Below are 21,257 nucleotides of genomic sequence, written 5' to 3'. Positions count from 1 at the left end.
GCGTATGCGCGGCCAAACGGCGTTCGGCCTGGGTCGCATCTTCGCGCCCCTTGATGGACTTGCGCGCCGTCAGCCGCCGGGCGATCAGTTCGCGCGCCTGCGCATCGAGGCGCGCGACGCGCTCGCGCTGCGCCTCGCGGTAGCGCCGGACGAACTCCGGCGCGTAGCGTGCCTGGCCGCCTGGCCGGTACCCGTTGTCGGGGTTGAGCGGATCGAGCTCGGGATCGACCGACAGGGCGTCCCCTTCGTCGCGCACGCGCAAGAAGGCCAATCCCGCCGCGACGTCGTGCAGCGCGATTTTCGTGCTCCAGTCGCAAATCGTTGCCCACGGAACGTGCACCTTGCGACCAGGCTGCCAACCCCGCCCCGACGATATCGGGAATCAGGTAGTGGCAAGCCATGAACTCACGGGGGTGCATGATGCAAACCACCGTGCGGGGCCGCTTGCCGCCCGGCTGATAGAGAGAACCGGTCGTCGCCGCGCCATCATCCGTACGCAGGACGACGTTGCGGGTAGACGCGCCCGCCGGAAGATCGCGAGGGTTCCAGTCTGTGTTCAAGAAACCAGCGGTGACGTGCTGGGGTGCAGTGGCGCCGATGTTCACGATGCGTCTCCTGAATTCCTGCCGGCAGATCCAGCGTTTGTCGCATTCGACTATTTTTTGACTATTATGTCAATACAAGTCGAAAATTAGACGAATGTGTCGAACCACCCCTGCCAGACCCTACGTTTCCCTCGGAAAGCAGCCGGTCGCCATGCCATAATCCGGCCTCGGGTTGTCGCCCGACGGTCCCACTCTCCTGGAAAATCCCTATCCGTGAACGAGGCTCCCATCAAGACGACGATGAAAGGTGAAGTCCTGCGCAGCGCCATCCTGGACGCGGCCGCCAAGCTTTTCATCCAGCGCGGCACCGGGGGAACGAGCATGCAGGACATTGCCGAATCGCTCGGACTCAGCCGGACCGCCGTCTACTACTACTTCAAGAACAAGAACGCGATCCTGCGCGCGCTGACCGAAGAAGTCCTGATCCCCGCCAAGCAGCTGGCCAATGACGCCGTTGCGCGCAAAGACCTGGATCCCACCGAGGCGCTGCGCCTGCTCGTGACGAAATATGCCGAGCTCATCCTGTCACGGCCCGCAGAATTCCGCGTCGCGGACCGAAATGAGTCGGACCTCACGCAGCGCCAGCTCGCATCCATGCAATCGGCGCGACGCAGCGTGCTGGCCGACTTCAGCGATGTGATCGAACGCGGCATCGAGCTCGGGCACTTCCGCATGGTTGACGCGCACGTAGCGGCGTTCAGCCTGATCGGCATGTGCAATTGGACGGCTTGGTGGTTCAAGCCGAGCGGACGGCTGAGCAAGGAGGAAGTAGCCGAGGCCATCGCGGACCTCGCCGTCCACGCGCTACGGCGGGACGAAACGCGACGCGCCCGCACCCCCGACGTCAAGGAATCGCTGCGCTTGCTGCGCGAAGACCTGGCCTACCTGGAGAAACTGGTGCTGCCGGACGAGTCGCCGGACCAGCGCAAATAAGACGCCGCCAATTCGCGGAACGCGGCCACGCCTGGGTCTCGGCCGGTCTCTTCCTGCAGCAGGCGGCCAACCTCGTCCGCCGCCTCGAGCGCCAGCCGCACGTCTAGGAACAGCAAGCGTGAGCGCCGGGCAAGGACGTCCTCCACCGTGCGGGCGTACTCATGGCGCGCCGCAAACCGCACCATGGCCTCGGTCAATCCACATCCCAGGTCGCGTTCTGCGCCTGGCAGCGCCAGCACGGCCTCCTGTTCGCTGCCATACCCCCGGATGCCCGGGCCGTCACCCAAGCGGCGCCGGCCGGATGCGGCGCCCACCAGAGGCCAGTCGGAGGTCAGGCTGGGCTTGTTCGTTTTCAGCAGTCCCGCATCGATGCATGCGTCCACGGCATCTTCGGCCATGGCGCGATACGTCGTCCACTTGCCCCCGGCCACCGTCACCAGCCCGTCACGCTCGACGCGCACCACATGCTCGCGGCTGATGTTCTTGGTACTGGTGAAACCGTCGGTCCGTACGAGCGGACGCAACCCTGCCCAGGCGCTCGAGACATCTTCCACGCCGGGCGGCTTGGCCAAGTACCGGGCAATCTCGCCGAGCAGGAAATCCACTTCGAGCGGCAAGGGCCGTGGCTCGATTTCGGCCGCCGGGCGCGGGGTATCGGTCGTGCCGATGATGGTCTTGCCCATCCACGGCAAGGCGAACAGCACGCGGCCATCGCGGGTGCGGGGCACCAGCAGCGCCCGGTCGCCCGGCAGGAAACTCCCGGGAACCACGACGTGGGCACCTTGGCTGTACGTGATCATGGGTTCGGAGGGGGCGGACTCCCGGCCGAGCGCGCGCACGGCATCCACCCAGATGCCCGCCGCGTTCACGACGCAGCGCGCACGCACCGCATAACTCCTGCCCGTCTCGCCGTCCTCGCAGCGCACGCCAACCACCTGGCCGCCCTCCCGCACGATCGCCGTGACGCGGCAATAATTGAGCAGCAGGGCACCTGCCCGCGCGGCGGTGCGGGCCAATGCGATCGCCATGCGCGCATCATCGAACTGGCCGTCCCAGTATTCGACTCCTCCACGAAGCCCGTCGGCGCGCAGCGCCGGCTGGCGCACCAGCGTCTCGCGAGGGTCCAGCCACCGCGTACGGCCGAGGCCGGCCTTGCCAGCGAGCACGTCGTACAACACCAACCCCAGGCCGTAGAAAGGCTTCTCGCCCAGGCGATACGCCGGAACCACGAAGGGCAGCGGCTGGGCCAGGTGGGGTGCATTGCGCAGCAGGACCTGACGCTCGCGCAGTGCTTCCCGCACGAGCGCGAAATTGCCTTGGCCGAGGTAACGGACGCCGCCATGGACGAGCTTGGTGGCGCGCGACGAGGTGCCTTTTGCGAAATCCTGCGCTTCGAGCAACACGACCCGCAGGCCGCGCGTCGCGGCATCCAGCGCGACGCCCAGGCCTGTCGCCCCCCCGCCTATGACCGCCAGGTCGTAATCGACCGGTTCCGCGAGGCGCGCCAACAAGGCGGCCCGGTCGGTACGCGCGGGCTGGGGAACGCTCGCGCTCACCGCCTCGCCCACGCCCGGGATCGGGCCACGGCTTCGCGCCAACGCTCGACCTTGGCACGACGCGCGGTTTCGCTCATGGAGGGCTCGAATCGCCGGTCCACTTCCCACTGCGCCGATATCTCGGCTCCGTCGGCCCAGAACCCGGTGGCCAGCCCGGCAAGATACGCGGCGCCTAGCGCCGTGGTCTCCGTGATCCCGGGCCGCACTACCGGCACGCCGAGGAAGTCCGCCTGCATTTGCATGAGCAAGTCGTTGCTGCATGCGCCGCCGTCGACGCGCAATTCGCGGATGGCGAGGCTGGAATCCCCCATCATGGCGGTGAGCGCATCGGTTGCCTGCAAGGCAATGGACTCCAGCGCGGCCCGGGCAATGTGCGCACGCGTGGTGCCCCGCGTCATCCCGATCAGCATGCCACGCGCGTAAGCGTCCCAATCGGGCGCACCCAAGCCGGCGAACGCCGGGACGAGGAACACGTCGCCAGTATCGGGCACGCTGGCCGCGAGCGCTTCGATCTCCGACGCGCTCGATATCATCTTCAACCCGTCGCGCAGCCACTGGACGGTTGCCCCGGCCATGAAAACCGAAGCCTCGAGGCAATAGGCCGTGCGCGTGGCGGGGTCGGCCGAAGCCGGCCCCTGCCATCCCACCGTGGTCAGCAGTTTGTTGCCGCTCGGGATGGGGGTGGCGCCGGTATTCATCAACATGAAGCAGCCGGTGCCATACGTATTCTTGACCATGCCGGGCGCAAAGCACGCCTGGCCGAAGGTGGCGGCTTGCTGGTCGCCCGCCACGCCGGCGATGGGCACGGACGCGCCGAACAGCTCGGGCTCAGTCTCGCCCAGCACGGCACACGATGGCACGACAGCCGGCAGCACGCTGGCCGGGATGTCGAACAGCTCGAGCAGCTCCTCGTCCCATTGCATGCGATGCACGTCGAACAACATGGTGCGCGACGCGTTGCTGACGTCCGTCGCATGAACCCGCCCGTTGGTCAGCTTCCAGATGAGCCAGGCATCGACCGTGCCGAACGCCAATTCGCCGTTGCGCGCACGCTGGCGCGCGCCGGGTACGTTGTCGAGCAGCCACTGCAGCTTGGTCGCGGAGAAATAAGCGTCGAGCACCAACCCCGTCTTGGCCTGGATCAGCGCCTCCTTGCCCTCGGCCCGGAGTTGGTCGCAGCGCTCCGCCGTACGCCTGTCCTGCCAGACAATCGCGTTGGCCACCGGCCGCCCCGTGGTGCGATCCCACAGGATCGTGGTTTCCCGCTGGTTGGTGATGCCAATGGCGATGGCTGGCGCCCGCGAATAGCCGTTGCCCACCAGGGACGTCGGCGCACGCGCGAGGCAGGCGCGCGCAACCGCCAGCTGCGATTGCCAGATCTCTTCGGGATCGTGTTCGACCCAGCCGGGCCGGGGGAAAAACTGCGGGAACTCCTTCTGGGCCAGGGCGACGATTTGCCCGGCATGGTCGATCAATAGCGCGCGCGAACTGGTCGTGCCTTGATCCAGCGAGAGGATGTAGCGCATGCGTCTGCCCGTAAGAACCTGCGATGTAGCGGCACGGTGACGGGACGCGGACGATGGCCGGCAGCCCCGCTCAAGCGTAGCCAGCGGGAAACCCTCGCTTCCATAGGGATATCCCCCCAAGGACAGCTGCCCGTTTTCTACTCTGCCGCGCTCGAATGCGCAAGATCCAAGTGCCGCCCGCTCCCTCCGCGCCGGCGGGCGGCGGCGGAAAAACGAAGCGCCCTGGCGCCGCTCAGCGTATGACCATGTTGTCCCGGTGCATCAGCTCGGGCTCTTCCATGCTGCCCAGCAGGGCCTCGATCTGGCTCGAGGGGTGGCGCATGATGCGCCGCGTGGCACCGGAGGAGTAATTGATCAGGCCGCGGGCGAGCTCCCTCCCAGACTCGTCCACACAAGCCACGACGTCGCCCCGGTCGAACTCGCCTTCCACGGCGATCACGCCGATGGGCAGCAGGCTCTTGTTGTCCCGCGTCAGGGCCAAGGCCGCCCCGGCATCCACTGTCACGCGTCCGCGCAGCTGCAGGTGGTCGGCGATCCACTGCTTGCGGGCCGACAAAAGCGGCATGGAAGCACGCAATTCAGTGCCGATGCACTCGCCTTCGGCCAAGCGCACCAAGACATCGGGTTCGCGGCCGGAGGCGATGACGGTATGTGCCCCGCTGCCGGCCGCCCGCTTGGCGGCCAGGATCTTCGTGAGCATGCCGCCCTTGCCGAGGCTGCTCCCGGCCCCGCCGGCCATGGCCTCCAGCGCAGGGTCTCCGGCCTGTGCGTGGGACACGAACTGGGCGTCCGGATGCTTGCGCGGGTCTGCCGTATACAGGCCCGCCTGGTCCGTCAGGATGATCAATGCATCTGCTTCGATCAGGTTGGTCACGAGCGCGCCCAGCGTGTCGTTGTCGCCGAATTTGATCTCGTCCGTGACCACCGTATCGTTTTCGTTGATGACGGGCACCACGCCCAGGCGCAGCAGGGTGAACAGCGTCGAACGGGCGTTCAGGTAGCGGCGCCGGTTCGAGAGGTCGTCATGCGTGAGCAGGATCTGCGCCGTCTGCAACCCGTACTGGGCGAAGCTGCTCTCATAGGCGCGGGCCAGGCCCATCTGCCCGACCGCCGCAGCGGCCTGCAGTTCCGGAACCAGGGTGGGACGCTTGTCCCAACCCAGGCGCAACATGCCTTCGGCGATGGCGCCGCTGGAAACCAGCACGACCTCCTTGCCGAGCGCCCGCAGCCGCGCGATCTGCTCGGCCCAGCGCGCGAGGGCGCGCCTGTCCAGGCCGCGCCCCTCGTCGGTGACCAACGAGGAGCCGACTTTGATCACGAGCCGCCGGGCGGCGGCGATCACGGATGGGGTATTCATCGAGAACCGTGAGCGAATAAGGTGAAAATGGTCGCGGGGAAGAAAAAGTCAGTCGTCGTCGCCCTCGGCCGGGGCATCGTCGACTTCCGTCCCTTCGCCGGACGAAGCGCGGGCATCATCGCCGCTCGCAGGCCGGGAGGCAAAGCGGGGATCGTCGTCGAACCCCCGCTCGGCATCGCGCTGCGCGTCCAGCCAGTTCTGGACGGCCCACACCAGTTCCTGGGTCCCGTCCCCGGCGAGGGCGGAGATGCAGAAAACCGGGCCGTCCCAGCCCAGCTCCAGGCAGAACGCTTCCTTCAGCCCCTGTGGATCGTCCACCATGTCGATCTTGTTGAGCACCAGCCAGCGCGGCTTCTCGTAGAGGGCCGGATCGTAGCGGCGCAGCTCCTCGACGATCGCCCGCGCTTCATGGATAGGATCGACGGTGGGATCCACCGGCGCCACGTCCACCAGGTGCAGCAGCAGCCGGGTGCGAGACAAGTGGCGCAAGAATTGGTGGCCCAGGCCGGCCCCTTCCGAAGCGCCTTCGATCAGCCCGGGAATGTCGGCAATGACGAAACTGCGCTCAGCATCCGTGCGCACCACGCCCAGGTTGGGATGCAGCGTCGTGAACGGGTAATCGGCTACTTTGGGCCGCGCGTTCGATACCTTGCGGATCAGCGTAGACTTGCCGGCGTTCGGCATGCCGAGCAAGCCCACGTCGGCCAGCACCTTGAGCTCCAGCCGCAGCTTGCGGTGTTCGCCCGGCCGGCCGTGCGTGAACTGGCGCGGCGCGCGATTGGTGCTGGACTTGAAATGCAAGTTGCCCAGCCCACCGGCGCCGCCGGCCGCCAGCACAACCTTTTGGCCATGGGTGGCCAGGTCGAACAGCAGCTCGTTGGTTTCCGCATCGTAGATCATGGTGCCGACGGGCATGCGCAGCGTAATGTCGCGCCCGCTCGCCCCGTACCGGTCCGAACCGCTGCCCTGCTCCCCGTTCTGCGCCCGGTGCACGCGCGCGTAACGGTAATCGATCAGCGTGTTGATGTTGCGATCGGCCACGGCGTACACGCTGCCGCCCCGGCCGCCGTCCCCACCGTCGGGACCGCCGAAAGGAATGAATTTCTCGCGGCGAAAGCTCGCCACGCCATTGCCGCCTTTGCCGGCAATCACTTCGATGGTGGCTTCGTCGACGAATTTCATAGAGAGAGGCCCATCTCTCACCTCGCGCCACGCCGCGCGAACAGCCGATGCGGGCAGAGCGGTGAAGCCGGCGCGCGGGCTCCCGGATCGGGCGGCGCCTGGAGATGGGACTTTAGCGTCCTTGCAAACAGACTTGCGATGATAATAAAAAAACGCCTCCGCGCTCAGGATGGCGCGGCGGCGCTGTTCTCGTCGAGGCGGTTTCGCGCCTCGGAGCTACGACTCAGGTCGGCGAGCGTCCTGTCCAGAGCAGCGCAACCACCGCTCCGACTCCCCCCGCCCTCTCAAGCTCCCCGGCAGGCCGGGATCGCGAGTCGCAGGCAGGGGAAAAGGATTACACCGGCTCGATGGAAACGGTCTGCTTGCGCAGAGCGCCCTTCACGCCGAACTGCACCCGACCGTCGACCAGGGCGAACAGGGTGTGGTCCTTGCCCACGCCGACGTTGACGCCGGGATGGAAACGCGTGCCACGTTGACGCACGATGATCGATCCGGCGGAGATCACTTGACCGCCATAGGCCTTGACACCCAGGCGTTTCGCTTCGGAATCGCGGCCGTTCCGGGTGGAACCGCCGCCTTTTTTCTGTGCCATGCTTGCACTCCTGCTTGTTCAGTTACCGATTCTTGACTACTTCCGACGGCCGGCCGGGCCGGCCCGCGATCAGGCGGAAATGGTGCCGATCTGGATTTCGGTGTAGTTTTGACGGTGGCCTTGGCGCTTCTGATAGTGCTTGCGCCGACGCATCTTGAAGATACGGACCTTGTCGTGGCGACCGTGCGCAAGAACCTTGGCCGTGACCACGGCACCGGACAGAAGGGGCGTGCCGACCTTGAGTTGATCGCCTTCGCCCACTGCCAGGACCTGGTCCAGCGTGATTTCTTGCCCAATGTCTGCCGGTATCTGTTCTATCTTGAGTTTCTCGCCGGCGGCAACGCGATACTGCTTTCCGCCGGTTTTTATGACCGCGTACATGGGATGACCTCTTAGGTACAAAGAACTACGGCAGGGAAAGGGAATGCCCCCAGGCCCCCGGGCCGTAAAAAAAGAATCGCCACAGCCCCAAGGAACCGATCGCGCTTGCAAGACAAGCTGACAAGCGGGATAGGAAAGGAAGGCTGAACTCTAGAAAATAACACTAATTTGCGTGTTGCGTCAAGCCATCGGCCGCAAGAGCTTCTGCCTCGTATAATCTGTGGCTGCCGGGAAAAACGCCTTGCCCGGCGTTGTGCGGCGGCCATCGTGGCCCGGCGCGCACCGCCGGCCCTTCGTATTTCGGCATTGTCGCACCCCCTGGCTGCGACCAGCCAGTTTACCCACGGATTCCCCTTGAGCCTGCCGACCCTGTTCGCCCCCATCGCCGACGACATGAAGTGCGTCGATGCCGTCATCCGGGCACGCCTCGACTCCGACGTCCCGCTCATCCGCACCATCGCCGACTACATCATCGGCGCAGGCGGCAAGCGGATGCGCCCGGCCCTGCTCTTGATGATTGCGCGCGCCCTGGGTTACGAAGGGCAGCAGCACCACTTGCTGGCTGCGGTCGTGGAGTTCATCCATACCGCCACCCTGCTCCACGACGACGTGGTCGACGAATCGTCGTTGCGGCGCGGGCGCGCCACCGCCAACGCGGTGTTCGGCAATGCAGCCAGCGTGCTGGTGGGCGATTTCCTGCATTCCCGCTCGTTCCAGATGATGGTGGAAACGGGCTCGGTGCGCGTGATGCAAATTCTCGCCGATGCGACCAATGTCATCGCAGAAGGCGAAGTGCTCCAGCTGCTGAACGTGCACGACCCGCTGGTGACCGAGGAACGCTACTTGCAGGTGGTGCGCTACAAGACCGCCCGGCTGTTCGAGGCCTCGGCCCAGCTCGGCGCGGTCCTGGCGGGCGCCACGCCGGAGCACGAAGCCGCGGCAGCCGAGTACGGGCGCCGCGCGGGCACGGCCTTCCAATTGATCGACGACGTGCTGGACTACAGCGGCGACACCGAGGCGCTGGGCAAGAACCTGGGGGACGACCTGCGCGAAGGCAAGCCGACGCTGCCGCTCATCCGCCTGCTCGACGTCGGCACGCCGGCCCAGCAGGCGCTGGTGCGCACCGCCATCGAAAACGGCGAAGGCGATTTCGCGGCCGTGGCCGCCGCCATACGCGAATCGGACGCGCTGGATTACACTCGCGCCCGGGCCGAACGGGAAGCCCAAGCGGCAATCGCCGCGATTTCCGGGTACCCCGTTTCCGCTTTTCGAGAATCTCTGTTAGAATTCTGCGCTTTCGCGATAAACCGAGATCGCTGAAAGTAAAATGCGGCTTTGCGCAGGCGCACGAGCCTGCAAGAAGCCGGAAAGTCAAGTCGGGGCGTAGCTCAGCCTGGTAGAGTACTGCGTTCGGGACGCAGGAGTCGGAGGTTCGAATCCTCTCGCCCCGACCATTCATCTGGTCGGACAAGCCTGTCTCAGGCACGCAAGCGCACAGTTCAAACTGTGCGTTTTTTGTTTCCGGCGCCAGCCCCGAGCGGCAGAATAGGGAAAAAGACTCCCCCACGCCCGCAACCCATGAAACCGTCCCCCGCCTCCGTCCTCCAGCACAGCTTCACCATCGAGACGCCGGGCCGCGGCTTTACCGAAATCACCGAACACGTCCGGCGCCTAGTACGCGCCAGCGCCGTGCAGGCCGGCCTGGCGCACATCTTCACCCGCCACACCAGCTGTTCGCTGCTCATCACCGAAAATGCCGACCCTGACGTGCGGAAAGACCTGGAACGCTACTTCGGGCGCCTGGTACCTGACGGCGATCCCATGTACGCGCACGATGCGGAAGGGCCGGACGACATGCCCGCCCACGTACGGGCCGCCTTGACGGCAGTCAGCGTGACGGTGCCCGTGGCCGGCGCCGACCTGGCCCTGGGCACCTGGCAAGGGATTTACCTGTGGGAACACCGGCTACGGCCGCATAGGCGGCACGTCGTCGTGACCCTGGTGGGATGCTGAGGCGCCGCAAGGCGCCCCGCCTTCAGAGGGAATTGCGCCCGGCCAAGCCGTCGGCGTAGCGCTCCCAGTTGCGCAACCGGTAGACCAAGTCGGCGGGCGTCTGGCCGGCCGGCGCACCGCCGGAGCAGAACACGCCATTGCGAAGCACGTGCTGGACAGTACCCGGAATCAGGTCGCGCCAGTCGTCATGCACGGCGCGCTGCCAGCCGGCGCCGGGGCGGTACAAGGCCACGGCACGCCATTCGCGCCGGCCGCAGCGCACCGATTCATAGGAAATATTCTCGGCACCCAGGTCGCTCACGGCGCGCAAGGTGTAGCGCACGATGAGGCCGGGCGCGATCTCGATCGAGCGCGGATCCACCCCGAAGCGGAAGTGATCGGTGCGGGACAGCGGCTCGATGGGCAATACGTCCTTCTCGGTCGGCACGGGAGGCAGCTTGGACCGCAAGGCTTCCCAGCCGGCGTCCGGTAGATTGCGCTGGGCGTCGATGTCGTCGAGCAGGTAGTTGCCATCGCGTGGCTGGCTGCCGCAGCCGGCCACGGCGGCGGCCACGCACGCGGCCCCGATCCAAGCAAAAGTCCGGTTTACGGATCGCGCCAAGCGCTTTCCGTGGAAATCACTATGCATCATCCTCTTCCACTACGAGTCGGAACCCCGACGATACCCGAATCCACGCCGGCCCGCCCCGGGCCCCGTAGGGAAGATCAACCTTCGTGGGCGTCCCCAGGCAGGACAGGCGCCGGCTGCGGCTCGACCGGGCCGCGCCGGTGGGCCCCCACGTGCTGGCGCAGATAGCGGGTTTCGTGATTGCGGCGGAACAGCACCGTCGCCAGCTCGTTCAAGGCGAGCGTGTACACGTCGCGCTTGAACTCGATCACGGAATCCAGCGGCACCCAGTAAGAGCTCCAGCGCCAAGCGTCGAATTCGGGATGCGGCGACGCGCGCAGGCAGACATCGCTGTCGCGGCCCAGCATCCGGAGCAAGAACCAGATCTGCTTCTGCCCTTTGTAGTGCCCCCTCCACTCGCGTCGCACGAAGTGTTCGGGCACGTTATAGCGCAACCAGTCGCGTGTGCGACCCAATATCCGGACATGCTCGGGCCGGAGGCCCACCTCTTCATGGAGCTCGCGGAACATCGCCTGGACGGGGCTCTCGCCGTACTTGATGCCGCCCTGCGGAAACTGCCAGGAATGTTCGTTGACCCGCTTGCCCCAGAAGACCTCGTTCTTCTGGTTGACGAGGATGATGCCGACGTTGGGACGGTAACCTTCACGATCCAGCATGAGCCACCCCAGCGATTCTCATACAATTGAGTCGATTATAGGCCCAGGGGGCCAAACCCGTATCCATACACGTGAGCAACGCAATGCGCGCATCGCAGTTCCATATCGGCACCCTCAAGGAAGCCCCGTCCGACGCCGAAATCGTCAGTCACCAACTCATGACCCGCGCGGGTATGATCCGCAAACTCGCCGGCGGAATCTATACCTACATGCCCCTAGGCCTGCGCGTGATCCGCAAGATCGAAGGCATCATCCGCGAGGAAATGGACCGGGCGGGCGCCCTGGAGCTGCTGATGCCGGTGGTCCAGCCTGCCGAGCTCTGGATGGAGTCGGGCCGCTGGGAGCAGTACGGCCCCGAGCTACTTCGCATCAAGGACCGCCACGGGCGGGATTTCGTCCTGCAGCCGACCTCGGAAGAGGTCATCACTGACATCGCGCGCAACGAAATCCACAGCTGGCGCCAGCTTCCCAAGAACTTCTATCACATCCAGACCAAGTTCCGGGACGAGCGCCGCCCCCGCTTCGGGGTGATGCGCGGCCGCGAGTTCACGATGAAGGACGCCTACTCCTTCGACCGGGACGAGGCCGGCGCCCAAAAGAGTTACGACGCCATGTACGAGGCCTACGTGCGGATCTTTACCCGCATGGGGCTGACTTTCCGTGCCGTGGCGGCCGACACCGGATCGATCGGCGGCTCGCGCAGCCATGAATTCCAGGTCATCGCCGACACGGGTGAAGACCTCATCGTCTACAACCCTGCCACCCAGTACGCCGCCAACATCGAGCTGGCCGAGGCGCCCTGCCTGATTGCCCAGCGGGCCGCGCCCAGCCAGCCCATGCAGAAAGTGCCGACGCCGGGCAGGACCAAGTGCGAGGCGGTGGCCGAGCTCCTGGGCCTGCCGCTGACCAGCCACGTCAAATCCGTGGTGCTCGCGGTCGAGCCGGAGGAAGCCGGCCAGCCCGTGCAAATCTGGCTGCTGCTCCTGCGCGCCGATCATGAGCTCAACGAGATCAAGGCTGGCAAGATCCCCGGCCTCGACCGCGGCTACCGTTTCGCCACCGACGCTGAAATCGTCGAGCATTTCGGCTGCGTGCCCGGCTTCATCGGGCCGGTCGGCACCGCCAAGCCGGTCAAGATCGTGGCCGACCGGACGGTCGCCAACATGCACGACTTCGTGACCGGGGCGAACGAAGCCGACCACCACTACACCGGCGTCAACTGGGGGCGCGACCTGCCCGAGCCCGAGCTCGTCGCCGACTTGCGCAACGTCGTCGAAGGCGACCCGGCCCCCGACGGCACCGGCACGCTGTCCATCCAGCGGGGCATCGAAGTGGGCCACGTATTCTTCCTCGGCACCAAGTACTCGGCGGCGCTCAAGGCGACGTACCTGGACGAAACCGGCAAGCCGGCGCTGATGCAGATGGGCTGCTACGGCATCGGCGTCACCCGCCTGGTGGGGGCCGCCATCGAACAGCATCACGATGCCCGGGGCATCATCTGGCCGCGTGCGCTGGCGCCGTTCGAGGTGGTCGTATGCCCGGTAGGCTGGGGCAAGAGCGAGGCAGTGCGCGAAACGGCGACGCGGCTCTACAAAGAGCTCAAGCAGGCGGGCGTGGACGTCATCCTGGACGACCGCGACGAGCGCCCGGGCGTGATGTTCGCGGACTGGGAGCTCATCGGCGTGCCGGTGCGGGTCACCGTCGGCGACCGAGGCCTGAAGGACGGCGTGATCGAAATCCAGGGCCGGCGCGAAGACGCTGCATCCAAGGTGCCCGCCGCCGATGGCCTGTCCGCCGTGCTGGCCAAGCTCGGGCAAGCCAACTAATCCTTCCTCCCCGGCAGCGCGAGAGCGCGCCGCCGGGCACGGGGCCGGCTATTCGCTCCGGATGTTGCGCGCCTTGATGACTCGCTCCCACTTGCTGCGCTCGTTGGCGATGAAGGCGGCGAACTGGGCGCGCGTCATGCCCGTGTCGACCAGCCCCGAATCGCGCATGTAACGCTGCACGTGCGGCACTTTCAGCGCCTCGGATACGTCACGGTGGATTTGATCCTTCACGGCATCCGGCGTGCCGGCCGGCGCGAAGAAACCAAACCAGCTGCCTGAGACCACCCCCGGCAGCCCCGCCTGGGGGAAGGTGGTCAGGTCGGGCGCTTCGACCAAGCGCTCCTCGGCCGCCACGGCAATGGCGCGCAACTTCCCCTGCTTGACCAGGGCAAGCGAAGCCGGGAAGTGAAACATCGCGTTCACGTGCCCGGCGAGTAAATCGGCCAAGGCCGGGCCGGCCCCCTTGTACGGCACGTGCAAGATCGGGATCCCGGCTTCCGAAGCCAGCAGCTCCGCCGTCAAATGGGGACTAGACCCGTTGCCGGTCGAAGCGAACTTGAGCTCCCCCGGATGTGCCTTGGCGTACGCGAGCAGCCCAGCTACGTCCTGCACCGGGACGCTGGGGTGGACGTACAAGACATTGGCGGCCGTGCCGCCCATGGCCACCGGCGCAAGCGCGTCAGGCTCATAAGGCAGCGACTTCATCAGGATCTGGTTGGTCACGAATCCCGTGCTGGTAAAGAGCAGGGTATGGCCGTCGGCTTCGGCCCGTGCCACTTGCGCCGTCCCTATCGTCGTGCCGCCCCCGCCCCGGTTCTCGACCACGACGCTCTGCTTCCACTTCTTGCCGAGCTCGGTCGCCAATTGGCGGACCAAGCCGTCGGTCAAGCCGCCGGGCGGGAAAGGCACCACGATCTGCACCGTGCGGGCGGGGAAATTTTCCGCCTGGGCCGGCGCCATCGGGGCCATGCCAACCCATGCCGCCAACGCGGAAACCACCCAACTGGCACCTGGGCGCCACGACCGAGTCCTGCCAGAACCATTCATTTGCTGCGTCCCCTCTGTATATGATGATTATCGAGCACGCATTATTCGCCAATTAATTGATTCGATCAACTAACTGGTTGATAATATCCACAATTTGTGACCAACTGGAGGAGCAGCAATGGGCACGTCTACGGGAGATCGCTACGAATGCGTAGTGGCAGGCGCGGACATACTTGGTGAAGTGCCCATGTGGTGCGACCGCACGCGCCTATTGTGGTGGGTGGACGTGCGCCGCGCGGCGCTTCAGTCCTACGACCCGGCGACCGGCCGCCACATGGCGCGGCGGGTCGCCGAAGGCATGCTGATCGGCAGCATGGCGATGCGCCGCGACGGCGGCTTCCTGTTGGCGACCAACTCGGGGTTCTATACCTACGATCCCGATGCCAACGAGCCACCGCGGCCGCTGTTCAACCCCGAGCCCGACCTGCCCGGCAACCGGCTCAATGACGGACGATGCGACCGGCGCGGCCGCTTCTGGGTCGGCAGCATGGTCGATGCCGAGCGCATTCCTGGTGGGAAGCTGTACTGCCTGGAACCGGACCTGCGCTGCCGGACCATACTGGAAGGCATTGTCGTGCCCAACTCCATCGCCTGGAGCCCGGACGATCGCACCATGTATTTCGCCGACACGCACCGTCAATTGATCTGGGCGTTCGACTACGACCCGGACGACGGCGTCGTGACCCGCCAACGCGTGTTCAAGGACTGGAGCCACCAAAAAGGCCGCCCCGACGGCGCCGCCATCGACGAAGACGGCTGCCTCTGGACCGCCATGGTCGCGAGCGGCCAAGTCATCCGGCATACGCCCGATGGCGAGGTGGACCGCGTGATTCAACTACCCGTGTCCAATCCGACGTGCCCCGCCTTCGGCGGGGACAACTTGGACATCATGTTCGTCACCAGCCATTCGCAGCGCCTGGGAGACCAATTGTCGCGGGAACCGCTCGCGGGCGGCCTGTTCGCCATCCACACCGGTTGCCGCGGGCTGCCCGAACCGCGCTTCGCGGGCTGACCGGAACCGGAATCAGCGCAGCGGGACGGCAGGCTCCGCCGGACGCTCCTGGGCCGCCGCCCAGTCCGCGACCTGCCGCGCAACGGCATCCGCCGCCCGGCCGAAGGCATCCACGACGAAGGGCACGCCCGTCCCGTCCGACCGTTCCGAGACCTCGAAGGCGCGCGAAGCCACGATGCGCCGCGAGGCGGGGGCCACCAAGTGCGCCTGCAGCGCAATGACGGCATAAGGCTCGCCCCCGCGGTATTCGCTGTGGAAGGCCCTCAGGTCGGTATCCAGCTCGAGTTCAGCCTGAACGTTGCTGTCCGAAGTCGTCACGTTTTGGAATCGACCGTTGGCGCGCAGGGCTTCGGTGAGCCTGTCGCGCATCATGACCGGCGGGATGTCGGCCCATCGCGCCCCGGCGTAGCTGCTGATGCGGTTGGCTTCGGCGATGACGGCGATGCGTGGATTTTCCAAGCGATACGTGGTGTTCGGCATCGTCACCCGCAGCGTTCCCCGGCCGTTGGTGGATGCAGGCGGCGGCGTCAATGCCGACGGCAGGCGATAGACGTCGACGGCACGGCGCTCGGGCAACACCGAGCAGGCCGCGATCCACGACAACGCAGCGATGGCGGCCAGTCGGCCGGCACGGCGGACAGGGATCATGGGGTGAACTCCTTGGGCTGTTCGCGGCCCAGCAGGTAATCGGCCGGGTTATCCTCCAGGCGCCGGGTAATGGTGCGCAGCGACGCCAAGGTCGAGCGCAACTCTCGCAGGGCCGCGCCGAGCTCGTTGAGGCTTTGCGCGCCATTGCTGATCGCGCCGCGATTTTCCTGGACCAGCGCATCGATGCTGGCGCCCGCGCGCGCCAGGGACTGCATGGCCTCCTGCGCGCTCGTCATCGTGACGGGCCCCTGCTCGGCGACCAGGCGGTCGGCATGGCCCACCAGCGCGGAAGTGCGCTGCAGCGCTTCATCGGCCTGGCGGCTCACCCGCGACAGGCTCTGCACCAGTGCGGCGAAATCCTCGCGCTGGGCGGCGATCGCACCGGTCGCCTCTTCCAAATTCCGCAGCACGCGCGTGAGCTGCTGCGCGTTCTCGTCCGACAGGATGCGCCGCGAGCTTGCGACCAGCTCATTGATATTGAGCATCAAGTCTTCTCCGCCGGCCAACAATTGGTGCAAAGGCGACGGCGAGGCGATGATTACAGGCACCTCGTTTTCCTTGCCGACCAGGGGCGGGCTTTCCGGCGTCCCGCTGCCAAGCTGGATGACAGCGGTGCCCGTCACGCCGGTCAGGCGCAGCTGGGCGTTCGTGTCTTCCTTGATCGGCACATCGCTGCGGATCCGGATGCGCGCCACGACCTTGCGCGGATCGGCCGGGTCGAGTGCCAGCCGGGCGACGTCCCCGACCCGGATGCCGTTGTACATGACGGCGCTCCCTACCGAGAGCCCGTTCACCGCCTCATTGAAAACGACGTCGAATTCAGAAACCTTGGCGTCGGAATGGGTCTTCGCCAGCCACAGCGCGAACAATAGCCCGGCGGTGACCGCGACGAGGACGAACAATCCGATGACGACGTGATGCGCGCGTGTTTCCATCTCATTCATCCATTCGAACGGCGCGGGTCGAAGCATAGGCCGCCGCGCGGGCGCGGGGCCCCTGGAAGTATTCCTGCACCCACGGATCGGCGACGCGCTCGACGACGTCGAGCCGATCGGCCACCAGCACCTTTTTCTGCGACAGGACGGCGACCCGGTCGCAGATCGTATAAAGCGTATCCAGGTCATGGGTGACCAAGAACACCGTCAGTCCCAGCGCATTGCGCAAGGTCAGGATCAATTGGTCGAACGCACCTGCGCCGATGGGATCCAAGCCCGCCGTCGGCTCGTCCAGGAACAGCAGGTCGGGGTCGAGCGCCAATGCGCGGGCCAGTGCAGCGCGCTTGACCATGCCGCCTGATAGGGAGGCAGGATATTTGTTCCCGGCGTCGGCCGGAAGCCCGGCCAGCGCCAGCTTCATGCGTGCCAGGCGCTCGGCCTCGGCGCGTGGCAGCCGGGCATGCTCGATCAACGGCAGCGCGACGTTCTCCGCCACGGTCAGGGAGGAAAACAGCGCGCCGCGCTGGAACAGTACCCCCATGCGCCGCTCCAGCCTCGAGCGCGGCCCGGCAGGCAAGGCAGTGAGGTCCTGGCCGAAGACGTGGACCGCGCCCGCGGTGGGTCGCCGCAGGCCCACGATAGAGCGCAGCAGCACCGACTTCCCCGAGCCGGAACCGCCGACGACGCCAAGGATTTCCCCCCGGTAGATATCGAGGTCCAGGTCGCGATGGACGACCTGCCGGCCGAACTGGTTGACCAAGCCGCGCACCTGGACCAGGGGCGTCCCGCTTACCATCCCATCTCCATGAAGAACAGGGCCGCCAGCGCGTCGAGCAAAATGACCATGAAAATGCACTGCACCACGCTGGAGGTCGTATGCTCGCCCACTGACTGCGCGCTACCCGCGACCTTGAACCCTTCCAGGCAGCCGATGACGGCGATGATGAAAGCAAAGACGGGCGCCTTCACCATGCCCACGAAGAAATGGCGCAAATCCAGGTGCTCGCGCAGGATGCCGAGAAACATGGCGGGCGGAATGTCCAGGCTGATGGCGCACACCGCCATGCCCCCCGCGATGCCGGTCAGCATGGCAAGAAAGGTGAGCAGCGGCAGCGAGATCAACAGCGCCATCACGCGCGGCAGGACCAGCAGATTGACCGGATCCAGTCCGAGCGCGCGTATGGCATCGACTTCCTCGTTGGCCTTCATGGACCCGATCTGGGCCGTGAACGCGCTGGCAGTCCGCCCGGCCATCAGGATGGCCGTCAGCAGCACGGCGAACTCCCGCAGAAAGGCAAACCCCACGAGGTCGACGGTATAGAGGGTCGCGCCGAAGTCGCGCAATACCGTCGCGCCCAGGAACGCCACGACCGCGCCCACCATGAAGGTCAACAGCGCGATGATGGGAACCGCATCCAGGCCGGTCTGCTCGATTTGCGCGACGGTCGCGGTAATGCGCCAGCGGCGCGGACGGACGGCAGCCGCCGCCAGGGCCTGCAAGGTCAACCCGATGAACCCCAGGAGGCTGACCGCGTGCGCCCAGACGACTTCGGCTGCCCGGCCAATGCGGCCGAGCAGCTCGCGCATCGTGCCTTCGCGGCGCGGGGTCGTCGCTTCGGCCGCATCTGCGGCCGCCGAGGCGACGGCAAGCAGTAATGCACGGCGGGCGGAATCCAGCCCTGCCTCCGCTTCTACGCACCGGGCCAGCTTTTCCGGGCCTACGGCTTGGACCAGCAACGCAGCGCCGGCGGTATCGATCGCGGTGAGTCCCTGCAGCGCCAAGCTAGCGACGTTTTCCGCTTGCACGCGATCGAGTTGCGCACGCAACCAGGCATGGTGCACGAGGGTCCAGTCGCCGCGCACGACCAGCCGCCCGGGTGCGGACGCATCCCACCCCAACTCCCCGGGCCACCCGGCCTGCCCGTGCGGGCCACCGGTGGGAGAGGCGCCAGCGCCCTCCCCGACGCGAGAGTCCGCCTTCGTCATATCGCGGACACCGTGCACACGCAAAGAACCCTCTCTATATATATTGAGTTATTGCCGCCGCGCCTGCCGCTCTTCTTCCTTACTTGAAACCGGGCAATCCTTTCATGCCCCGCAGGGCCTTCATGCCCCCCATGGCACGCATCATCTTGGCCATGCCGCCCTTTTTCATCTGCTTCATCATGGCCTGCATCTGCTCGAACTGCGACAGCAGGCGGTTGACCTCCTGCACCTGGACACCGGCGCCTGCGGCGATGCGGCGCTTGCGCGAGGCCTTGAGGATTTCGGGCTTGCTGCGCTCCAGCTCGGTCATGGAATTCAGGATGCCCTCCATGCGGCGGATCTGCCGGCTCGCCTGCTTGGCATCGACCTGCGACGCCGCCTGCGCAAATTGCGCCGGCAGCTTCTCGAGCAGGGAGCCCATGTCGCCCAAATTCTTCATTTGCGCGATCTGGGCGCGAAAGTCGTTGAGGTCGAACTTGTCGCCCGACTTGAGCTTGGCGGCGAGCTTCTGTGCCTCGTCGACGTCGATGGCGCGCTGGGCCTCTTCGACCAGAGACAGGATGTCGCCCATGCCGAGGACCCGTTGCGCCATGCGCTCGGGGTGGAAGGGCTCCAGGCCGGCCAGCTTTTCCGACACGCCGACGAACTTGAGCGGCTTGCCCGTCACATGGCGCACCGACAGCGCCGCCCCGCCGCGCGCGTCGCCGTCGAGCTTGGTCAGTACCACGCCGGTGAGCGGCAGGGCGTCGTTGAAGGCCTTGGCGACATTGACCGCGTCCTGCCCCAACATGGCATCGACGACGAACAAGGTCTCGATGGGGTTGAGCAGGGCGTGCAGGGCCCGGATCTCGTTCATCATTGCTTCGTCGATGCCCAGGCGCCCGGCGGTATCGACGATCAGCACGTCATAGAAATGACGGCGGGCATGGTCGAGCGCCTGGCGGGCGATCTCCTCGGGAGCCTGGTCGGAGGACGAAGGCAGGAAGTCGACGCCAGCCTGGGCCGCAACGGTCTTCAACTGATCGATGGCCGCCGGACGGTAGACGTCGGCGCTGACCACGAGCACTTTCTTCTTGCCGGTCTTGCGCCCGTTCTGGACATGGCCGCCCTCGGCCAGCCAACGCGCCAGCTTGCCGGTGGTGGTGGTCTTGCCCGAGCCCTGCAAGCCCGCCATGAGGATCACCGCCGGGGGCTGCTGGGCCAGCGAGAGCTCGCTCGCATACGGACCGAGGTCGCCTCCCATCAAGGCGGTCAGCTCTTTGTGAACCACGCCGACCAAGGCCTGGCCGGGCGTCAGGCTGCCCATGACCTCCTCGCCCAACGCCTTTTCCTTGACCTTGGCGATGAATTCGCGCACGACAGGCAGCGAGACGTCCGCCTCGAGCAAGGCCAGGCGCACCTCGCGCAGCATTTCCTGCGTATTCGCCTCGGTCAGCCGGGCCTCTCCCTTCAGGGTTTTGACGACGCGGGACAGCCGGGCGGTAAGGTTATCGAGCATGAATAGGATCGCTTACACTTCCATATGGATATGGGAATTGTATTGCACGCACTGGCCTCGGCCGGTTACGCCTTGTTGACGGCGCTCGCGTGGCGAGCCGTCTCCTTGCACCCCGAAACCCGGACGGGCTTGGTCGAACGCCTGGGGCTGGCGCTGGTGCTGGTCGCGCACGGCTGCGCGGTCCAGCAAGCCATGCTTGGCGATGGTCACTTGCGCCTGGGCTTTGCCCTCGGGATCTCCGCCGCGCTACTGCTGGGACTCATCGTCTACTGGGCCGAAAGCCTCTGGGTCGCCATCGACGGGTTGCGGCTCTGGCTCATGCCGCTGGGCGCAGTCGGCACGCTGGTCGTCGTACTGTTTCCGGAAGGCCGGGTGATCGCCCATGCCGACAGCGGCTGGCTGCGCGTGCACCTCGCCCTCTCCATGGCAGCCTACAGCATGATCACCATCGCCTCCCTGCACGCGCTGCTGATGGCCTCGGCAGACCGCCGGCTGCACGACATCTCGGCCAGCGCGCCGCCCGAGCGGGGCCACGCGGCGCGAGTGTATGCGCGCCTCCTGGACGCCGTGCCCCCCTTGCTGGTGCTCGAGCGCCTGCTGTTCCGCCTGATCTGGATAGGCTTCGTGCTGCTGACGCTGGCCGTGATCACCGGCATCGTCATCTCGCTGTCTCTCTCGGGCGTCGTGCTGCCGCTCGATCACAAGACCATCTTCACGCTGTTGTCATGGATGACATTCGGCACGCTGCTCCTCGGCCGCGAGGTCTGGGGATGGCGCGGGCGCATCGCGCTGCGCTGGACGCTGGTCGGCTTTGCGTTCCTGCTGCTGGCCTATACGGGCACCCGCTTCGTGCTCGAGTTCATCTTGAAGAAGTAA

At 66.2% G+C, this 21,257-nt stretch carries 20 protein-coding genes, 1 tRNA gene and 1 pseudogene; 7 read left to right on the top strand and 15 right to left on the bottom strand.

The features are described from left to right. Window positions 1–419: pseudogene (locus tag Q0319_RS00480) on the bottom strand (alpha/beta hydrolase); the annotation flags it as partial. A gap of 399 nt (window positions 420–818) precedes the next feature. On the opposite strand from Q0319_RS00480, the gene Q0319_RS00475 reads away from it, so the two are divergent. Further along, window positions 819–1,538, top strand: coding sequence for a TetR/AcrR family transcriptional regulator (locus Q0319_RS00475; protein ID WP_299450136.1), 720 nt, complete (start codon window positions 819–821; stop codon window positions 1,536–1,538). Here Q0319_RS00475 and Q0319_RS00470 read toward each other — a convergent pair. From Q0319_RS00470 to rplU, 6 genes are all read right to left on the bottom strand, one after another. Next, on the bottom strand, window positions 1,487–3,094 hold the full coding sequence (locus tag Q0319_RS00470) for a glycerol-3-phosphate dehydrogenase/oxidase (RefSeq protein ID WP_296464917.1): 1,608 nt from the start codon (window positions 3,092–3,094) through the stop codon (window positions 1,487–1,489). The genes Q0319_RS00475 and Q0319_RS00470 overlap by 52 nt on opposite strands. Continuing rightward, window positions 3,091–4,620 (bottom strand): glycerol kinase GlpK, encoded by a 1,530-nt coding sequence (glpK, locus tag Q0319_RS00465; RefSeq protein WP_296464920.1) that lies wholly within the window; start codon window positions 4,618–4,620, stop codon window positions 3,091–3,093. The genes Q0319_RS00470 and glpK overlap by 4 nt, the downstream gene beginning before the upstream one ends. A 232-nt stretch (window positions 4,621–4,852) precedes the next feature. Next, a complete protein-coding gene (proB, locus tag Q0319_RS00460; protein WP_296464925.1) occupies window positions 4,853–5,977 on the bottom strand; it encodes a glutamate 5-kinase in 1,125 nt (374 codons plus the stop codon). Window positions 5,978–6,025: 48 nt separating this feature from the next. After that, window positions 6,026–7,159 (bottom strand): GTPase ObgE, encoded by a 1,134-nt coding sequence (obgE, locus tag Q0319_RS00455; protein WP_299450131.1) that lies wholly within the window; start codon window positions 7,157–7,159, stop codon window positions 6,026–6,028. 334 nt (window positions 7,160–7,493) lie between these two features. Further along, entirely contained in the window at window positions 7,494–7,751 is a 258-nt protein-coding gene (gene rpmA, locus Q0319_RS00450) for a 50S ribosomal protein L27 (RefSeq protein ID WP_296464929.1), read from the bottom strand. 69 nt (window positions 7,752–7,820) lie between these two features. Beyond that, complete coding sequence (gene rplU, locus Q0319_RS00445; RefSeq protein WP_296464932.1) at window positions 7,821–8,132, bottom strand: 50S ribosomal protein L21; 312 nt, start codon at window positions 8,130–8,132, stop codon at window positions 7,821–7,823. Window positions 8,133–8,486: 354 nt separating this feature from the next. Here rplU and ispB point away from each other — a divergent pair, with 354 nt between their 5' ends. From ispB to Q0319_RS00430, 3 genes are all read left to right on the top strand, one after another. Further along, window positions 8,487–9,452 (top strand): octaprenyl diphosphate synthase, encoded by a 966-nt coding sequence (ispB, locus tag Q0319_RS00440; protein ID WP_299450126.1) that lies wholly within the window; start codon window positions 8,487–8,489, stop codon window positions 9,450–9,452. Between the two features lie 57 nt (window positions 9,453–9,509). Beyond that, window positions 9,510–9,586 (top strand) — tRNA-Pro (locus tag Q0319_RS00435). A gap of 124 nt (window positions 9,587–9,710) precedes the next feature. Next, entirely contained in the window at window positions 9,711–10,145 is a 435-nt protein-coding gene (locus tag Q0319_RS00430; protein ID WP_296464939.1) for a secondary thiamine-phosphate synthase enzyme YjbQ, read from the top strand. Window positions 10,146–10,167: 22 nt separating this feature from the next. On the opposite strand, the gene Q0319_RS00425 is transcribed toward Q0319_RS00430, so the two are convergent. Together Q0319_RS00425 and Q0319_RS00420 are read right to left on the bottom strand one after the other, a co-directional pair. Next, window positions 10,168–10,746, bottom strand: a complete 579-nt coding sequence (locus tag Q0319_RS00425; protein WP_296464943.1) for a CNP1-like family protein — start codon at window positions 10,744–10,746, stop codon at window positions 10,168–10,170. A 104-nt stretch (window positions 10,747–10,850) separates the two neighbouring features. Beyond that, window positions 10,851–11,429 carry an RNA pyrophosphohydrolase gene (locus tag Q0319_RS00420; protein ID WP_296464946.1) on the bottom strand — a complete coding sequence of 193 codons (579 nt, stop codon included), beginning with the start codon at window positions 11,427–11,429 and terminating at the stop codon, window positions 10,851–10,853. A gap of 83 nt (window positions 11,430–11,512) precedes the next feature. Here Q0319_RS00420 and Q0319_RS00415 point away from each other — a divergent pair, with 83 nt between their 5' ends. After that, on the top strand, window positions 11,513–13,255 hold the full coding sequence (locus Q0319_RS00415) for a proline--tRNA ligase (protein WP_296464949.1): 1,743 nt from the start codon (window positions 11,513–11,515) through the stop codon (window positions 13,253–13,255). A gap of 48 nt (window positions 13,256–13,303) precedes the next feature. On the opposite strand, the gene Q0319_RS00410 is transcribed toward Q0319_RS00415, so the two are convergent. Then, window positions 13,304–14,224: a tripartite tricarboxylate transporter substrate binding protein gene (locus Q0319_RS00410; RefSeq protein WP_299450120.1), complete on the bottom strand. Its 921-nt coding sequence runs from the start codon at window positions 14,222–14,224 to the stop codon at window positions 13,304–13,306. 196 nt (window positions 14,225–14,420) lie between these two features. Here Q0319_RS00410 and Q0319_RS00405 point away from each other — a divergent pair, with 196 nt between their 5' ends. After that, window positions 14,421–15,314: an SMP-30/gluconolactonase/LRE family protein gene (locus tag Q0319_RS00405; protein ID WP_296464958.1), complete on the top strand. Its 894-nt coding sequence runs from the start codon at window positions 14,421–14,423 to the stop codon at window positions 15,312–15,314. Between the two features lie 12 nt (window positions 15,315–15,326). Here Q0319_RS00405 and Q0319_RS00400 read toward each other — a convergent pair whose 3' ends face one another. The 5 genes from Q0319_RS00400 to ffh form a co-directional block, all read right to left on the bottom strand. After that, a complete protein-coding gene (locus tag Q0319_RS00400) occupies window positions 15,327–15,962 on the bottom strand; it encodes an ABC-type transport auxiliary lipoprotein family protein (RefSeq protein ID WP_296464961.1) in 636 nt (211 codons plus the stop codon). After that, the gene (locus Q0319_RS00395; RefSeq protein ID WP_299450115.1) at window positions 15,959–16,897 is read right to left on the bottom strand and encodes an MlaD family protein; all 939 of its coding nucleotides are present in this window, start codon (window positions 16,895–16,897) and stop codon (window positions 15,959–15,961) included. Before Q0319_RS00395 ends, Q0319_RS00400 begins: the two co-directional genes overlap by 4 nt. 1 nt (window position 16,898) lies before the next feature. Then, the gene (locus Q0319_RS00390) at window positions 16,899–17,693 is read right to left on the bottom strand and encodes an ATP-binding cassette domain-containing protein (RefSeq protein WP_299450112.1); all 795 of its coding nucleotides are present in this window, start codon (window positions 17,691–17,693) and stop codon (window positions 16,899–16,901) included. Continuing rightward, window positions 17,687–18,883: an ABC transporter permease gene (locus Q0319_RS00385; RefSeq protein WP_296464969.1), complete on the bottom strand. Its 1,197-nt coding sequence runs from the start codon at window positions 18,881–18,883 to the stop codon at window positions 17,687–17,689. Before Q0319_RS00385 ends, Q0319_RS00390 begins: the two co-directional genes overlap by 7 nt. A 79-nt stretch (window positions 18,884–18,962) precedes the next feature. Further along, a complete protein-coding gene (ffh, locus tag Q0319_RS00380) occupies window positions 18,963–20,381 on the bottom strand; it encodes a signal recognition particle protein (protein WP_299450108.1) in 1,419 nt (472 codons plus the stop codon). A gap of 24 nt (window positions 20,382–20,405) precedes the next feature. On the opposite strand from ffh, the gene ccsA reads away from it, so the two are divergent. After that, window positions 20,406–21,257, top strand: a complete 852-nt coding sequence (gene ccsA / locus Q0319_RS00375) for a cytochrome c biogenesis protein CcsA (protein WP_296464975.1) — start codon at window positions 20,406–20,408, stop codon at window positions 21,255–21,257.

Origin of the sequence: uncultured Pigmentiphaga sp., from assembly GCF_937950555.1 — a bacterium.
GTDB lineage: Bacteria > Pseudomonadota > Gammaproteobacteria > Burkholderiales > Burkholderiaceae_B > Pigmentiphaga.
Note: the sequence above shows the minus strand (reverse complement) of the source record. Positions and strands in the feature narration are given on the sequence as shown.